We start from the raw sequence: 15,833 nt of genomic DNA, 5'->3' as shown, positions 1-15,833 counted from the left end.
ACTACATCACCATGCCACCATCAACATTGATTACTTGGCCTGTAATATAGCTTGATAACCCACTAGATAAGAATACAGCCACATTCGCTACTTCGCTTGGTTCTGCCATGCGATGCATTGGAATGGTTTCAACCATGGCATCTTTCACTTTATCTGGCAATACATCTGTCATGTCAGTGTGAATGAAGCCCGGCGCAATGGCATTAACAGTAATGCCACGGGAGGCTAATTCTTTTGCACAAGTTTTAGTAAAACCAATCACACCAGCTTTAGATGCACTGTAATTGGCTTGACCCGCATTACCAGTAACACCTACAACAGATGTCATATTGACGATTTTACCACTGCGCTGTTTCATCATAATTTTGGAAACAGCCTTTGTTACTAAATATACGCTTTTTAAGTTGATGTTAATCACATCATCCCAATCAGCATCTTTCATACGCATAAGTAAACCATCGCGTGTAATACCAGCGTTGTTTACTAAAATGTCGATATGACCAAATGTTTTATGCGCTTCCTCAACCATAGCGGCTACTTCATCAGCATTGGACACATCAGCTTTAATTTTAATCGCTTTGCGACCAAGAGCTAAAATAGCATCTACTGTTTCTTGAGCAGCTGCTTCACTACCACTGTAGTTAACAACTACATCAGCACCTACTTGAGCCATGCGAATCGCAATGGCACGGCCGATGCCGCGAGAAGCACCAGTTACTAAGGCAACCTTATCTCCTAAATGCATTTTATCGAACCCCCTCTAAAAATTCAAGCGTTTTAGCCAAGGACTCTACATCTTCTACATTAGCTAATTGCATTTCTTTATTAATCTTCTTAGTGAAGCCAGTCAATACTTTGCCTGGGCCAACTTCTACGAAGTTTTGAACGCCATTTTTAATCATTGTATCAACGCAGTCTTCCCAAAGTACAGGGTGAGCTGCTTGAATAACTAAGGATTTTTTAATAGCGTCCGCATCAGTTAAGATTTCACCAGTAATATTAACAACCACTGGAATTTCAGCATCTTTTACAGTTACTTTATCGAGCTCTTCTTTAAGACGAGCTGCCGCTGGTTCCATCAAACGGCTGTGGAATGGTGCGCTTACAGGAAGCATTACAGCGCGTTTAGCGCCAGCTGCTTTCATTTCTTCAGCCGCTTTTTCTACTGCTTCTTTAGCGCCGGCAATTACGATTTGCCCTGGGCAGTTAAAGTTAACAGCTTGTACAGAGCCTACTTCTTTGTCGATTTTTTCACAAATAGAAACTACTGTTTCTCGTGGTAATGCTAAGATAGCAGCCATAGCACCTTCGCCGATAGGCACAGCTTCTTGCATGTATTGACCACGCTTATGCACAATGTACACAGCATCTTTAAAATCCAATACACCAGCAGCGACTAACGCGCTGTATTCACCAAGGCTATGACCACCTACAATGTCAGGAGTAAAGCCTTTTTCTTTTAATACTTCATAACAAGCTACACTAGCGGTTAAAATAGCTGGTTGTGTATTAGCTGTTTTAACAAGTTCAGTATCAGGACCTTCAAAGCAAAGTTTGCTAATGCTATACCCCAATGCTTCGTCTGCTTCAGCAAAACGTTGTCTTACAATGGCATACTCATTGTATAAATCTTGAAGCATGCCTACTTTTTGAGAACCTTGACCTGGAAATACAAATGCTGTTTTCACGTTTCTGCCTCCCGTATTATTTAATCATTTTTTGTAAGCCACCCATTACGGTTTCAGCTTCACTCATAATATCTTTAATAATATCTGCACAAGGTTTTACATCTTGTAACATACCGGAGATTTGGCCAATCATAACGGAGCCATGTTTAACATCACCGTCAATAGCAGCTTTACGAAGTGTGCCTGCCCCAAGTTCTTCTAATTGTTCTTTTGTAGCACCACCGAATTCCATTTCTTGGTATTGGTGGGATAAAAGATTTTCTAAAATACGCACCGGATGACCAGTCGTTAAGCCCGTCATAATAGTGGAACGGTCCTTAGCTTTAAGAACAGCTTCCTTATAGTTAGGATGAGCAATACATTCGTCAGATAAAACGAAACGACTCCCCATTTGTACAGCGCTTGCACCAAGCGCAAAGGCTGCTGCTACACCTCGACCATCGCCAATACCACCAGCAGCAATCACTGGTACATTAACAGCGTCAACGATTTGAGGAATTAAACACATCGTTGTAATTTCCCCTACATGACCGCCAGATTCAGTACCTTCTGCAATGATTGCATCAATGCCGCCACGCAATAAGCGTTTAGCAAGTAACACGGAAGCAACTACAGGAATTACTTTAGTGCCGATTTCTTTCAAAGCTGGTACATACGTACTCGGATTACCTGCCCCAGTAGTAATAACTGGTACACGCTCTTCAAGTACTACTTGCATAACTTCTTTAACGAAAGGAGACATTAACATGATGTTACAACCAAATGGTTTACTTGTACGTTCCTTAAGTTTATGAATTTCGTTGCGGAACACATCTGGTGGCATATGACCAGCACCAATGATACCAAGTCCGCCGCCTTCAGAAACAGCGGCTGCTAATTCAGCAGTGCCTAACCAAGCCATCCCGCCTTGAAATATGGGATACTCAATCCCTAATAAATCACAAATATCAGTCTTTATCATGGTTTCTCCTCCTTAGTACCATTTCATTACCAAGCCAGCCCAAGTCAATCCGGCACCAAAACCTGCAAAGGCTACAATGTCATCTCGTTTTATAAACCCTGAACGCAATGCTTCATCAAGGGCTATACCTACAGAAGCGGCCGATGTATTACCATACTTTGGTAAATTTACAAATACTTTATCACTAGGCAATTTTAATCGGTGTGCAGCAGAGTCAATAATCCGTGTATTTGCTTGATGAGGAATAAAACAATCTAAGTCAGAGAGTTCTAAGCCTGCATGGTCTAACGCAGTTAATACGGTACGTCCCATAGTCTTTACTGCAAATTTATATACTTCAGCTCCATCCATATGAATATAGGTGAGGCCTTCTTCTACTCTTTGATCATTTGGAACCATGGCAGTGCCACTGGATGGAATGCATAAGCTCATTCCGCCAGTCCCATCAGCGCCCATGTCCATACCGAGCATACCATACCCTTCTGCTACAGTGGACACGATGGCTGCACTAGCGCCATCACCGAAAAGTACACAGGTACTCCGGTCTTGCCAATTAATGACGCGAGATAATACCTCTACGCCAATAACAAGTACATTTTTAAATATATTCGAATTAACATAGCTTCCAGCAGTGATTAGGCCATATACAAAACCAGAGCAGGCAGCGCCTAAATCATAAGCAGCTGCTCGTTTAGCGCCCAAGTTAGCCTGTACTAAACATGCTGTGGAAGGAATACTCATATCGCCAGTTAATGTGGCCACAATGATGCAATCAATATCTTCGGCTGTTAGATTCGCCGCTTCCAAGGCACGCTTGGCAGCTTCGGTAGCCATGTCTGAAGCATTCATTCCTTCTGGGGCAATGCGTCGTTCTTCAATACCAGTACGTTCGCGAATCCATTGATCACTTGTATCAACGATTTTCTCTAAATCCGCGTTAGTCACAATATTATCTGGTAAAAAGCTACCAGTACCGACTATTCCGACTGGCTTAGTCCACATCGTCATATTTTATTGCTCCTTCTTCTTCTATACTATGTTGAATGTTTTCAATAATTTTACGATCTACGAGTTCTCCGGCAATCTTAATAGCTGTAAAAATCTCTTTAGCCTTGGAGCTGCCGTGAGAAATAAGGAATACACCATTTACACCAAGTAAAGGGGCTCCTCCATTTTCAGTATGATCTAAGCGGTGGCGTATTTTCTTCACCACTGGGTACAACATCATAGCCCCTAGTTTAGCAAAAATACCACCATTTTTAATACCATCTTTTAATAATTGAGTTACAGCACCTACCAAGCCTTCAGCAAATTTTAGCACTACATTACCTACAAAACCGTCACAAAGTACTACATCTACTGTACCTTTAGGAATATCGCGTCCCTCAACATTGCCATAAAATGGAATTGTTTTTAATTGTTCTAACAAAGGATAGGTAGCTAAACAAAGCTCATTGCCCTTTGTATTTTCTTCACCTACATTGAGTAGGCCTATGCTAGGATGTTCTTTACCGAACATTAAGCGCGCATAGTTGTAACCCATAATAGCGCCCTGTACTAAATGTTTTGCCTTGCAATTTACATTCGCACCGGAATCCATCATAACTGTTACTCCCGTTGTAGTTGGTATAGGCGTTGCAATCATAGGTCGATCAATGCCTTTAATTCGTCCGAGTCCAAACAAAGCAGCTGCTACAGCTGCTCCAGTACTACCTGGCGCAATAACTGCATCACACACTTTTTCGCGAACTAGACGAGTAGCAACTAAAATTGACGCATCTTTTTTCTTGCGCACCGCTGTACCAGGATGCTCACACATGCCAATAACTTCACTAGCATGCTGGATTGTCAATTGTGGGTTATTTTCTTGTCCTTGTTCTACTAGTACATCACGAATCTGTTGTTCGTCACCTACTAATACTATTTCCATATGTGGAAATGCTTTAGCTGCGTCAATGGCTCCTAACACCATTTCTAAAGGAGCAAAATCGCCGCCCATAGCATCTACTGCAATTTTCATATACCTACATCCTATCCTCGATGGGCTCCATTATAAATTTGGCCCGAAAGACTTCATTTACTTTATTTTTAATCGTAACCCAGATGAAATGCTTTTCACCGCGCTGGCGCATCACTGATGCCTTCGCCACTAGATTACAATTTGCCTTCACCGGATTCTTGTACTTAATATTGCCCACTCCCGCGAGGGCAGCTGGCACACCAAGTACGGCTTTTGCCAACGAATCCGCTTGTGCATATAAATACTGAGGCTCGACATAGCCAGCGCAGTCTGTCATATCACTAGTCGTACGTAATATGCTAAGACCTTGCTGCCCCACTGTCAAGTCAATTAGCTCACCAACCACTTCAATATGGTCATGCTCGTTCGCCTCATGTGCATTTCCCTCAGCTTTTGCTTTAATGCGCTCTCGCAACTCAGGAATCCCTAGCTCTAACCGATCTAAGCGAATGGTAGGAACGCTGACATTAAAAAAGATGGCCAGCTCCTCATCGGTAAGGAAAGGCGTTGTATTCAGTTTTTCTTGCAATAACTGCTGTCGCTCTTGTTTCTTTATCCGACTCATGGTACCACCTTTTATGACCAAGTAATAATACTTCATTACAATTATATGCTACCATCACAATTAATGCAAGTAAATATATTAATTTTTTACTATAAACCACTACATATTGTATTTTTATGATTTTGTCACTACATATATAACTACTTATTCCTATACATGTAGCCATAGCTACTGAAAACTATTTTCACTTTAATTATAATAAAACCAATGAAAGAACTCAACAAAATAAACCGCACTCTTTCAAATGCATTACTCATTCAAATGCATCACTATATTATACCATTATTTAGCTTATAACTAAACATATTACATCACAAAGAACAGGAGATATATTATGACTACCATGAAATCAACATTAGGTCTTGAAAATGATGTTCGTCTTGAAACAATGATTACCATTAAAGATAAATACTTAAGTAGCGAACTCACCTTAGAAGAAGCTCGCTCCCTTTTAAAACAGCATATCGGTACTTGTACACCTGATGAATTTGCTTATGGAGAACAACAGTTAAAAGGAAGTTATACAGATGAAGAAATCACCCATCGCATGGATGACCTGCTAGAACTATTTGACGGCATCTTAGTTCGCACTGAAAATAATTATGCTATAAATCATCCTCTTTGGGTCTATGTAGAGGAAATCAAAGCCGGCCTAGCCCTCATCAATGAGGCAGAAGCTCTTACGAAAGCAACTCACTTTATAAAAAATCCATGGCTAGGTATTTATGACGAATTGATTCAATGGAAGCGCCATTTATCACGCAAACAAAATCAGCTTTATCCTGCATTAGAGGTCTATGGTTTTGATCGACCTACTAAAATTATGTGGACCTTCGACGACAAAGTGCGTAATCTCATTAGCGACAGTTACAAACTATTACAAAATCAAGACATGACGGCCCCACAGATTGCTGATTTTCTTGACTTACAGCCAGATGTAATCGATGCATTCCGCGACCTTTGCGATAAAGAACAAGAAGTTTTATTCCCTACAGCAATCAAACTTTGCTCTGAAGAAGATTTTATCCGTATGAGCCGCGGCGACCATGAAATAGGCTTTGCCCTTATTACGCCGCCTCCATTTTATAAAACCAATGGTAACGAGGTGCACGCCCCTAATGTAACGTTCCCTATGGCTACCACTAGTCACCCTCATATAACTACCGATCTAAATCCCCAGAATACCAACTCTGCACCAACAACCCCTGAAAGTCTCTCCTCCACAAGAGAAGAATCAAACTTTATGGCGGAACTTACAGCCTTACTCAACAAATATAACATTGGAACTACCGCATCAGCGCCTACCACTACAAATGGAACCTTACACATCGACCGCGATGCCGACCTTGATGTAGCAACGGGCAAGCTTTCCTTAAATCGCATCAATTTATTATTCCAACATATGCCAGTGGACCTTTCCTATGTAGACGAAAACGAACTAGTAAAATTCTACAGTGATACTAAACATCGTATATTCCCGCGCAGCGCCAATGTAATTGGCCGTGAAGTGCGCAATTGCCATCCAGCCAAAAGTGTGCATCTTGTAGAAGAAATTATTGAAAAGTTCCGTTCCGGCGAACAAGACAAAGCCGAATTCTGGATTAATAAACCGGAAGCCTTTATTTATATCCTCTACACCGCCGTTCGCGATGAAGCCGGCCATTTTAAAGGTGTTTTAGAAATGATGCAAGACTGTACACACATCCGCAGCTTAGAAGGTTCACGCACACTCCTTACATGGGACAATGAAGTACATGGCAATGACGAAACTACCAATACACCAGCCAGCAATGCTACAGATAGTCAGACGTCAAATGCTAGCACTTCAGACACCAGGGCATTAAGCACTAATTCTTCAGATACTAAAGCATCAAGTACCAACACTTTAGACACCAGGGCATTAAACACTAATACTTCAGATACTAAAGCATCAAGTGTCAACACTTCAGACACTAACTTAGAAAGCCCCATAGCAGGTGTCGAAAGCACCACGCCCCCTCACTGCACGGTAAAAGGTATTGTTCTCACGCCTGACACAAAACTATTTGACCTCTTTGACCAAGTGGAAGGTCTTCGTCAGTACATGCCTCAAATCAATAGCTCTTTTAGTATGTTAAATACAACATTTGGTAAAATCATGGCTAAAAAAGCGACCTTACAAAAGGCTGCCGATCGTACAGGTATGAACATATTAGAACTTATACAGCAAGTAGCCCAATACATCGAAACCCATCACACCGCCCCAAAAAGCAAGTAAGTTTCATAGATTATAACAAACATCTCTATTTGAGCCGCCACCAAAGCGCTAGAAGCCAAGAAAAACAAACTACATACAGCCACTTTAGTGAGCAAAAAGGACCTACCTATAGGTCCTTTTTTGTTAGTTCTATATATTATGTACTTTCTTCTATTTTATTTTTCTTAAAATTAGTCTTCCTTAAAAATAGTCTCATAAGAAAAATAGTATTATAATATATATATATTTCAAATACATTATGTATTAATTAAAAATGCGTTTATTTTAAGATGTATTAATTTCAAGGAGGACGTTAAAATGAATCGCATGAAGAAACTAGCCATTTTATCCTGTCTTTGTAGCGCTGTACTTACTAGTGGTGCCTTAGCTAATATAGTGGATACAGAAACGTCTATTAGTGCCTTTACTATTAATAGCAATCACAACTTCTCCACATCCAGTAAAACAAATACATTAGCCACCATTACTTCAATGAAAGCTACATTTTCATCCCCAGAGAGCCAGAGTCAAACTATGTCTATTTCACAATCAATTAAAACAGTACCTCATAATCAAATGACAAATAACAACACCCACAAACAAGCAACGGCCGTACAAGAAGTTATTTTGCCGACCTATCAAGATATTGTATTTGGCAAAGTAAGCACCAAGAACGGTGAAGAAAAAGACTTACACTTCAACTTATACATGCCTAAAAATGCAGAAGGACCTGTACCGCTTCTCATCTTCGTTCATGGTGGTGCATGGGCTAAGGGAACCTATGCGGACCCATTAACAGCCCACAATCCTCAAGTCAAAGAAGGTACCACTGCACTATCCAGTCAGGTAGCCTCTCAAAATTCACAAACAGCACAAACTTCTCAAAATTCACAAGTAGGACAAACTTCTCAAACTTCTCAAACTTCTCAAGCAATACAAAATAACCTCATGGCTGCAGATAATCGCTCCTCCTTAGAAGTATTCAAACAAGTAGTTCCTCGCGGTATCGCCTTAGCCTCTGTTGAATACCGACTTAGCGATGAAGCCGCCTACCCTGCACAAATTTATGACGTAAAAGGTGCCATTCGCTATCTAAGAGCTCATGCACAAGAATATAATATCGATCCAAACCGCATCGCCATTAGTGGCACATCTGCTGGTGCTCACTTGGCAGCCTTAGCCGCTACCACGAATGACAACCCAGATTTTGAAGGCACTGTTGGCGACAATCGTAATGTATCTAGTAAGGTCATGGCTGCCATCGACTATTACGGCCCTACTGATCTGCTTACCATGGGTCCTGAAATGTCGCCATCCTTACAGGCACCAGAAAAAGCAGCCCTCACCCATGATTCACCAAGTGCTAAAGAATCCGTTCTACTCGGCTTTGACCAAGAAGGCCAAGGTGTAGGTGTATTGCGCCATGTATACGAAACTAAAGATACAAGCTCGCCTTATTGGAGCTATGTAGAGCTAGCCCTAGCAGGTAGCCCTATTAATCATGTATCAAATACTACACCACCATTCTTTATCGCTCACGGTGGTCAAGATACATTGGTACCAATCGCCCAAAGCGAACGCTTCCGCCAAGCATTATTAAACCATCGTATTAACAATGAATATGTATCTAATTCCGAAGCCCCTCATGGATACCAAGGGGACGTAGTAAACCAGGCTATGATTGACTGGATTGTAAAACAATTATTGCCAGCTAACGCTTAATAATACCTACTACGTCATATGCTATAAAACAAAAGAATCTATTTTAAAGCAAAAAGCTACAGCACTACACAACAAACTATCTGTAATCTGTGCTTCTTGCAACATAAGAACCCCTCTTATATGCTATACTTGATACATGAGTGATTCCATAACACAGGAACACTCAATTATATAGCAAAGAGGGGTTTTATTATGGTTACATCTAAAAAACATTCTAACGTTAAGACTACTACTCAGTCTAATAGTATACATAACGCAGCGCGACCTGTAGAATCACTGCCCTTTCCACCACTCCTCCCACCTAAAGCTACCGTTATGTGCATGGGCACATTCCCACCTGCCGCAGATAAACGAGCCATGCAATTCCACTATCCTAATTTTCAAAACGATATGTGGCGTGTCTATGGCTTAATCTTCTTTAATGATAAAGAACATTTTAGAAAGGGCGAAGAAAAAGGCTTTGATGCCGATAAAATCAAAGCCTTTTTAATGGAAAAAGGAATTGCCTCCTGTCCTACTGTATGGAAAGCCATTCGTGAGCGCGGCAATGCGTCGGATGCCTTTTTAACCGTAGTCGATCCAGTCCATATAGATGAAGTCTTAAGTAAAATGCCAGACTGCCAGTACATCGGTACTACAGGTGGGAAAGCTACCGAAGTACTCATTGAATTATCTGCTAACAAACCAAAGCTTCCCAAAACAGGCGAAACCATTGAACTCCAATTTGGAGATCGTCACATTAAACTCACTAGACTTCCGTCCACATCTAGGGCCTATCCTTTAAGCTTAGATAAAAAGGCGGCTGCTTATGAGGCATTCTTTAGGGCCACAGGGATTCTAAAATAACAATAAGCGTATAAGGAGCTCCACTTCATATTATAAATTAATATTTACTTATTATAAATTAACGTTTATATATTATAAATTAATGGTTAGGATTATGGGACAAAGTTTAATTTAATGCTACAGTACAGAACTATAAAGTAAGGATTTAGATCTTACGATAAAACAAAAGCTGGCACCTCATGAGGTGTCAGCTTTTTATTACAATTAGAAGACGGCCTGTCGTAGTATCACCGACCGCCAACTAGTGCTAGGGTTTCTCCGCTGGGATACTCAGCTCCCCCCATCTAGTGATTTAACTATAACAAATAGATGACTTAAAGTAAAGATAGTTACCAAGAAATCAACCTACAATAAAATAAAAATACTAAGGCAACTATTAGAGCCTTTACTTATAAGTAAAGCTAGAATTACTAAAAACATATAGTCTTATAAGAGTCTGACAACGACAAAAGCGTGGACATCCAATGGATATCCACGCTTTTATAGTAGAGCTATAAGCTAGCTCAGCAGGTCTTATTCAGCTACTTTGTTAACTACCTGAGTTCCTTTATAATGACCGCATGTAGGGCAAACCCGATGAGGCATCATAGGTTCGTGGCATTGCGGACAAGCTACATAACCTGGAACAGTTAACTTCCAGTTCGCACGACGACGGTCGCGGCGACATTTGGACAATCTACGCTTTGGTACTGCCATTATCTGCACCTCCTTAACATAATCACTGGGACAAATTAATCATCATCTTTTTCATCGAGCAGTGTACGAAGCACTGCCAATCGAGGATCCACCACAAAGGATTCACAAGAACAAGGTGAAACATTTTTATTTGCTCCGCAATGAACGCACAATCCTTTGCAATCTTCCTGACATAACACTTGAGAGGGCTCATTGATGATTAATGTTTCCCGAATGACTTCCGTTAAGTCAATGGTCTCACCATCAAATGGAACTACCTCACTTGCCTCTTCATCTTCCCAGTCCTTCAAGACTCCGAAAGTTTCGCCAAAAGGAATTGTTTCCTCATGATGCACCGGCGCTAAACAACGCGTACATTCATAATCCCCTTGGGTCTGGACCGTGCCATTGACAATGAAATTCTGTCCATCGTAACGAAAATCACCACTAATGGTTATATCATGATGGCTCCAAGGAAAAGCAGTTACCGCCCCAAGCACTGTGGCTGGTTCAGTAAATTTAAAAGGAAATAATTTTCCTATGTGTTCTTTTGCTTGCTCTACTTGCAGTTTCATAATTTTACCTCGACTATAATATTATAGCTATCTATATAGGCTTTGTCAAATAAATAAGCCTATAAATTGAAGAAATTCTAATGTTCTTTCAAAAAGTAACACGATTATAGATTTCATCACCTAGTAATAGCTCCATATATACTAATTATTGTACCCAACTATGATAGCTAGGACCTATAAAATCTATATATAGTATTTGCTTTTTGTAAGTATGTATATTATAGCATATTTGTTTGGGGCGTCAATTTGAAAGTTTATTCTTAACTCTATCAAAGTCTGTAACTTTAGATAATAGAGTCTAGAATATTTCACTTGCACAGCAGTAGAAAGCACATATCAACTCAAAATACACATTTTCTTAGTTAATAAACAGTACATCTAAATAAATTATTCATTTTTTACCAATAACTTGTAAATCAAATCTCTTCACGATTTTTGCTCGCTCTTTTTTGGTATTTCCCATGTCATCATAAAATGCAATTTGTAAATGAAATATGGCGCTCGAGCAACCAGCATACATTAGCCTATACATATTTACTTCAAATAATTTTAATGTTTCCACATCAATCACTAATACGGCTTGTGCTTCTAGGCCTTTAAAATTATGCACGGTGAATTGTAGCGGTACTCCGACAATTTTTCTTAAGACTTAATTGACATTCAAAGGATTCCCTAATCCATTCAGGAGGTGCTTCCTTAATAATACGTTTACTTTTATCGCAAAATATATTAAAAATTCCACCATTGATTTTTGTTAAATAATAAAGTCGTTCTAATATACTATCACTGAAATCTTGCCCCTCATCTATTATTATATTAGAAAATGGCCACTTTTTATCATCATATTCCTGATTAAAATATTCCTCAAATATATTAACAACTTCTGAAGCATATTATCTTTTAGCTTCATTACTTATTCACAATTATATCAATTACATTATTCATAGAAAAATTTATAATATTAATGTTCTTTCAGCACATCTTTTAAGATTTTTATTAACATTTTAACTTAAATATTTATTTTAAAGAAAAAAATAAAGCGTACTATGGCCTTAATTAGCCACAATACGCCTACGAAAAAAGCCTCCTATTCAGGAGGCTTTTCATAAACAAGTATTACTTGTTATTATTACATTTTTTCGAATTGATCTTTGCCTACACCGCAAACTGGGCATAAGTAATCATCAGGTTGATCTTCGAATTTAACACCTTCAACTGCTTCGTCATAGATCCAACCACATACTACGCATACATATTTATCCATCTTCACTTGCCTCCTTTCACTTTTAATAGACACTCTATCTATGAATTAAGTGTAACACAAACATCGATAATATTCAATATCTTTTTTCTAATTTTGTATTTTTTTAAATCCCTTATTTTATCTAGGTTTATAGCACTTTTCTAAATCTTTTTAATATTTTTTTATCCTAATAAGAAAAACTATACCACTCTATTTTCATGTCCTTTTAATAGCCTATTCGGGGCTTATATAACCCTCAAAAAAAGAGGCTTATTATTCAATTAAATAATCCTTATATCTATAATTTTCTATATTTTTCATTGAAAATCCTTTATAATAGAAGAGTAGTCTGTATTTATTTTTACTTTCTCTTTTATGATAGCAAAAATGAATAAGGCCTACGTATCTTATAATATTAATTTTTATACTATGTAGTATAGACCGTATCTAATATATTCAAATAAAATTGTATAAAGGAGATTCTTATGCAAACAAAATTAACCGAATTACTAGGCATTCAATATCCTATCATCCAAGGCGCTATGGCTTGGACCTCTGAACACATATTAACTGCTGCTGTTGCTAATGCCGGCGCTACAGGCGTCATCGCAGCTGGTGGCCGTACCGCTGACTGGGTACGTCAAGAAATTCAAAGTGCGAAAGCTCTTACGAATAAGCCTTTCGGCGTAAATATAATGCTCATGGCCGATAATGTAGATGACATTGTAAAGGTTATTTTAGAAGAAAAACCTGCATTTGTTACGCTCGGGGCAGGTAATCCCGTACCATATATTGAGCCATTACATGCAGCAGGAATTAAGGTAATCCCTGTAGTTCCGAATGTAAAACTGGCTAAACGTGTCGAAGCAGCTGGCGCTGATGCACTCATCGTGGAAGGCTTAGAAGCCGGTGGTCACATTGGTACTCAGACTACTATGGCGCTCCTTGAAAACGTACTCCCAGAAGTGAAAATTCCTGTAATTATCGCTGGTGGCATCGCCGATGGTCGTGCCTTAGCCGCAGCCCTACTGATGGGGGCCGAAGGTGTTCAAATGGGCTCTCGTTTCATTCTTGCCGAAGAATGTCAAATGCACAATAATTGCAAAGAAGCTATTATCAATGCCGTTGATACGGATTCGGCCGTAACTGGTTTAATGAGTGGTCATGGTGGCGTACGCTCCCTTAAGAGTGAATTTACAGCCAAATATTTAGAGCTTGAAAAAAATTGTGCTCCAAAAGAAGAATTAACTAATTTATCCAAAGGAACCAATAAGCTAGCCGCTCTTTATGGTGATACTGTAAATGGTGCTGTACAATGTGGCCTCAGTCTACACCGCCTCACTAAAGTCGAACCTGCTAAAACCATTGTAGAATCTGTTATTACAGAAGCCAAAGAAGCTATAAAAAAGGCACAGCGATTTGCCTAAAAAACTATCTTTTAATACAAATCTAAAAATGAAATGGAGATGCTCGCATGATGCGTTTTAATGGAAAATATCCAAAGTTAGATGAAAAAAGCCATGTTATGCCTAGTGCACAACTAATTGGCGATGTAGAGTTAAAAGAATTTGCCTCTGTATGGTTTAATGTAACAGCCCGTGCCGATATTAATAAAATTGTCATCGGCCGCTACACCAATGTACAAGATAATGCAGTGCTCCATGTAGACTCTGATACGCCTTGTATTCTTGGCGATTTTGTAACCGTCGGTCACACTGCCATTGTCCATGCCTCCACCATTGAAGATAATGTACTAATCGGCATGGGTTCTGTAGTTCTCAGTGGCTGCCACATTGGCACGGGCTCTATTATTGCAGCCGGTGCTGTAGTCCTTGAAAACACAACAATACCACCATACTCACTCGTTGTAGGCTGTCCAGCTAAAGTCATCCGTACTGACGAAAGCCAATTGGAGCGCATTCACAACCAAGCTCTCAAATATAAACAGCTTTGGACTGAGCGCTATGGCTTCCTACCAAATTGCGGTGGCGAAGGCTATAAAGATGGCGCCGAAATTGTTTAATAAATTCTATTAAATAAGATTATATAAAGAGGACGACTCCTGTGTATGCTCCCTACCCTTAGACCATAGGTCTATTCATCAGGTGGCATACTGGAATCGCCCTCTTTTTTATATACTGGTATATGCCTATTTTAGTATATATCTGTTTTAGTATATGCCTGTTTTAATATTTTAAAATATCTACTTAATCTCAATCCCTACTCCATATCGGGAATAGCCAAGGTAAAATGAACCACCACATCAGGATATCCTGCCACAGGAATCCAGCCACGCAATTTATCAACACTAGGTCGATCTACTTGCGCCTCTTGATTAGCTAAGGCTAAGTACTTCTTACAATTTCGATGAATTTCCGGCTTTCCGACTTGTACGCAAAGCCGCTCTTCAGTAAAGCCAAAGGCTGCGGCCTTTTCATTCACTGCGAGTACATTATTTTTACTATCTATCAAACGTACCATGCCTGGAAAATTATCCCACATTTGATGAAAATTTTGTATCAATTCCTCGTTCAAGATCTCTCTCCTCTCCAATTGGCAATTAACTGCCCCCATACTAATGACTTGCACCATAAATAGCAAATTTCATCCTTAGTAATAAATCGCACCACTAATAAGAAATTGCGCCATGAATAACGAATTAAATCGCTAACAACAGATTCCATTATGAACACTGAGTCACACAATTAAGATATAGTTACTCCATAGCAATTACAATACCGCCCTGTGCCAAGCTTTTTTGCACATCAATAATGCGTTGGTTTTTGGAACCTCTAAAGCGCAAGCTTGGATCTTTTAGGTCATCTACAAAGCGGCCATCTACTAGTATATCACATTGCTCAAGCAAGGCTTTCTTTTCTGCACATGCCACCAGTTGCTCCCAAGTATAGCCAGAATACGCCCAAATATCTTTCTGTGGCACCGCTGCACGCACAGCTTTCACTACCGGCAATAAACCGTCTACATTCTGAAATGGCTCACCACCGAGCAAGGTAAGACCTGCCACATTAGGATCTGATACATAGGAAAGAACTTCCTCAGTTTCCTTCTCAGTCCAAGGTGTTCCTGCCGCAGGATTTTGATACTCTTCATTAAAACAATTAAAACATTTATGAGTACAACCAGTCACAAAAATAGATGTGCGAATGCCGGAGCCATTAGCAATATCATATTTTCTAATCTGACCATAATTCATATTTTTCGCCTCCAGCCCATAAATCTTAAAACTACATGGAAGATAAACCACTTTCTTGCATAGATAAAATAACAGGTCATGTAGCACA

17 protein-coding genes are annotated in these 15,833 nt (G+C 39.6%); 5 read left to right on the top strand and 12 right to left on the bottom strand.

What is annotated here, in order from left to right; genetic code table 11:
• Nucleotide 1: 1 nt before the first annotated feature.
• Genes fabG through fapR form a run of 6 tightly spaced genes read right to left on the bottom strand, consistent with a single transcriptional unit; the run spans nt 2 to nt 5,234 of the window.
• Complete coding sequence (fabG, locus tag Q0376_RS07000) at nt 2-745, bottom strand: 3-oxoacyl-[acyl-carrier-protein] reductase (protein ID WP_298705736.1); 744 nt, start codon at nt 743-745, stop codon at nt 2-4.
• Between the two features lies 1 nt (nt 746).
• The gene (fabD, locus tag Q0376_RS06995; RefSeq protein ID WP_298705733.1) at nt 747-1,688 is read right to left on the bottom strand and encodes an ACP S-malonyltransferase; all 942 of its coding nucleotides are present in this window, start codon (nt 1,686-1,688) and stop codon (nt 747-749) included.
• 16 nt (nt 1,689-1,704) lie between these two features.
• Entirely contained in the window at nt 1,705-2,649 is a 945-nt protein-coding gene (gene fabK / locus Q0376_RS06990) for an enoyl-[acyl-carrier-protein] reductase FabK (RefSeq protein WP_298705730.1), read from the bottom strand.
• A gap of 12 nt (nt 2,650-2,661) precedes the next feature.
• The gene (locus Q0376_RS06985) at nt 2,662-3,657 is read right to left on the bottom strand and encodes a beta-ketoacyl-ACP synthase III (protein ID WP_298705727.1); all 996 of its coding nucleotides are present in this window, start codon (nt 3,655-3,657) and stop codon (nt 2,662-2,664) included.
• Nucleotides 3,641-4,669: a phosphate acyltransferase PlsX gene (gene plsX / locus Q0376_RS06980; protein WP_298705724.1), complete on the bottom strand. Its 1,029-nt coding sequence runs from the start codon at nt 4,667-4,669 to the stop codon at nt 3,641-3,643. The genes Q0376_RS06985 and plsX overlap by 17 nt, the downstream gene beginning before the upstream one ends.
• Nucleotides 4,670-4,673: 4 nt before the next feature.
• Nucleotides 4,674-5,234 (bottom strand): transcription factor FapR, encoded by a 561-nt coding sequence (gene fapR, locus Q0376_RS06975; protein ID WP_298705721.1) that lies wholly within the window; start codon nt 5,232-5,234, stop codon nt 4,674-4,676.
• 334 nt (nt 5,235-5,568) lie between these two features.
• Here fapR and Q0376_RS06970 point away from each other — a divergent pair, with 334 nt between their 5' ends.
• The 3 genes from Q0376_RS06970 (at nt 5,569) to Q0376_RS06960 (ending at nt 10,038) form a co-directional block, all read left to right on the top strand.
• Entirely contained in the window at nt 5,569-7,491 is a 1,923-nt protein-coding gene (locus tag Q0376_RS06970) for a DUF438 domain-containing protein (protein WP_298705718.1), read from the top strand.
• A gap of 297 nt (nt 7,492-7,788) precedes the next feature.
• Nucleotides 7,789-9,192, top strand: a complete 1,404-nt coding sequence (locus Q0376_RS06965) for an alpha/beta hydrolase (protein WP_298705715.1) — start codon at nt 7,789-7,791, stop codon at nt 9,190-9,192.
• Between the two features lie 315 nt (nt 9,193-9,507).
• Complete coding sequence (locus tag Q0376_RS06960; RefSeq protein ID WP_298705938.1) at nt 9,508-10,038, top strand: DNA glycosylase; 531 nt, start codon at nt 9,508-9,510, stop codon at nt 10,036-10,038.
• A 513-nt stretch (nt 10,039-10,551) separates the two neighbouring features.
• On the opposite strand, the gene rpmF is transcribed toward Q0376_RS06960, so the two are convergent.
• The 4 genes from rpmF to Q0376_RS06940 all read right to left on the bottom strand — a co-directional run bounded on the left by rpmF (nt 10,552) and on the right by Q0376_RS06940 (nt 12,552).
• Nucleotides 10,552-10,734, bottom strand: a complete 183-nt coding sequence (gene rpmF / locus Q0376_RS06955; protein ID WP_298705712.1) for a 50S ribosomal protein L32 — start codon at nt 10,732-10,734, stop codon at nt 10,552-10,554.
• Between the two features lie 35 nt (nt 10,735-10,769).
• A complete protein-coding gene (locus Q0376_RS06950) occupies nt 10,770-11,288 on the bottom strand; it encodes a DUF177 domain-containing protein (protein ID WP_298705710.1) in 519 nt (172 codons plus the stop codon).
• A gap of 391 nt (nt 11,289-11,679) precedes the next feature.
• A complete protein-coding gene (locus Q0376_RS06945; protein WP_298705707.1) occupies nt 11,680-11,898 on the bottom strand; it encodes a hypothetical protein in 219 nt (72 codons plus the stop codon).
• A 519-nt stretch (nt 11,899-12,417) separates the two neighbouring features.
• Entirely contained in the window at nt 12,418-12,552 is a 135-nt protein-coding gene (locus Q0376_RS06940) for a rubredoxin (protein WP_298705704.1), read from the bottom strand.
• A gap of 464 nt (nt 12,553-13,016) precedes the next feature.
• Between Q0376_RS06940 and Q0376_RS06935 the strand changes: the two genes are divergently transcribed.
• Both Q0376_RS06935 and Q0376_RS06930 read left to right on the top strand, forming a co-directional pair.
• Nucleotides 13,017-13,958 (top strand): nitronate monooxygenase, encoded by a 942-nt coding sequence (locus Q0376_RS06935; RefSeq protein ID WP_298705701.1) that lies wholly within the window; start codon nt 13,017-13,019, stop codon nt 13,956-13,958.
• Between the two features lie 47 nt (nt 13,959-14,005).
• On the top strand, nt 14,006-14,554 hold the full coding sequence (locus Q0376_RS06930; protein WP_298705699.1) for a gamma carbonic anhydrase family protein: 549 nt from the start codon (nt 14,006-14,008) through the stop codon (nt 14,552-14,554).
• 197 nt (nt 14,555-14,751) lie between these two features.
• Here the strand turns inward: Q0376_RS06930 and Q0376_RS06925 are convergent, their stop codons facing one another.
• Together Q0376_RS06925 and nrdG are read right to left on the bottom strand one after the other, a co-directional pair.
• Nucleotides 14,752-15,066, bottom strand: coding sequence for a hypothetical protein (locus Q0376_RS06925; protein WP_298705696.1), 315 nt, complete (start codon nt 15,064-15,066; stop codon nt 14,752-14,754).
• Between the two features lie 181 nt (nt 15,067-15,247).
• The gene (nrdG, locus tag Q0376_RS06920; protein WP_298705693.1) at nt 15,248-15,745 is read right to left on the bottom strand and encodes an anaerobic ribonucleoside-triphosphate reductase activating protein; all 498 of its coding nucleotides are present in this window, start codon (nt 15,743-15,745) and stop codon (nt 15,248-15,250) included.
• Nucleotides 15,746-15,833 lie beyond the last annotated feature (88 nt).

Origin of the sequence: uncultured Veillonella sp. (assembly GCF_937981445.1) — a bacterium.
GTDB lineage: Bacteria > Bacillota > Negativicutes > Veillonellales > Veillonellaceae > Veillonella_A.
Note: the sequence above shows the minus strand (reverse complement) of the source record. Positions and strands in the feature narration are given on the sequence as shown.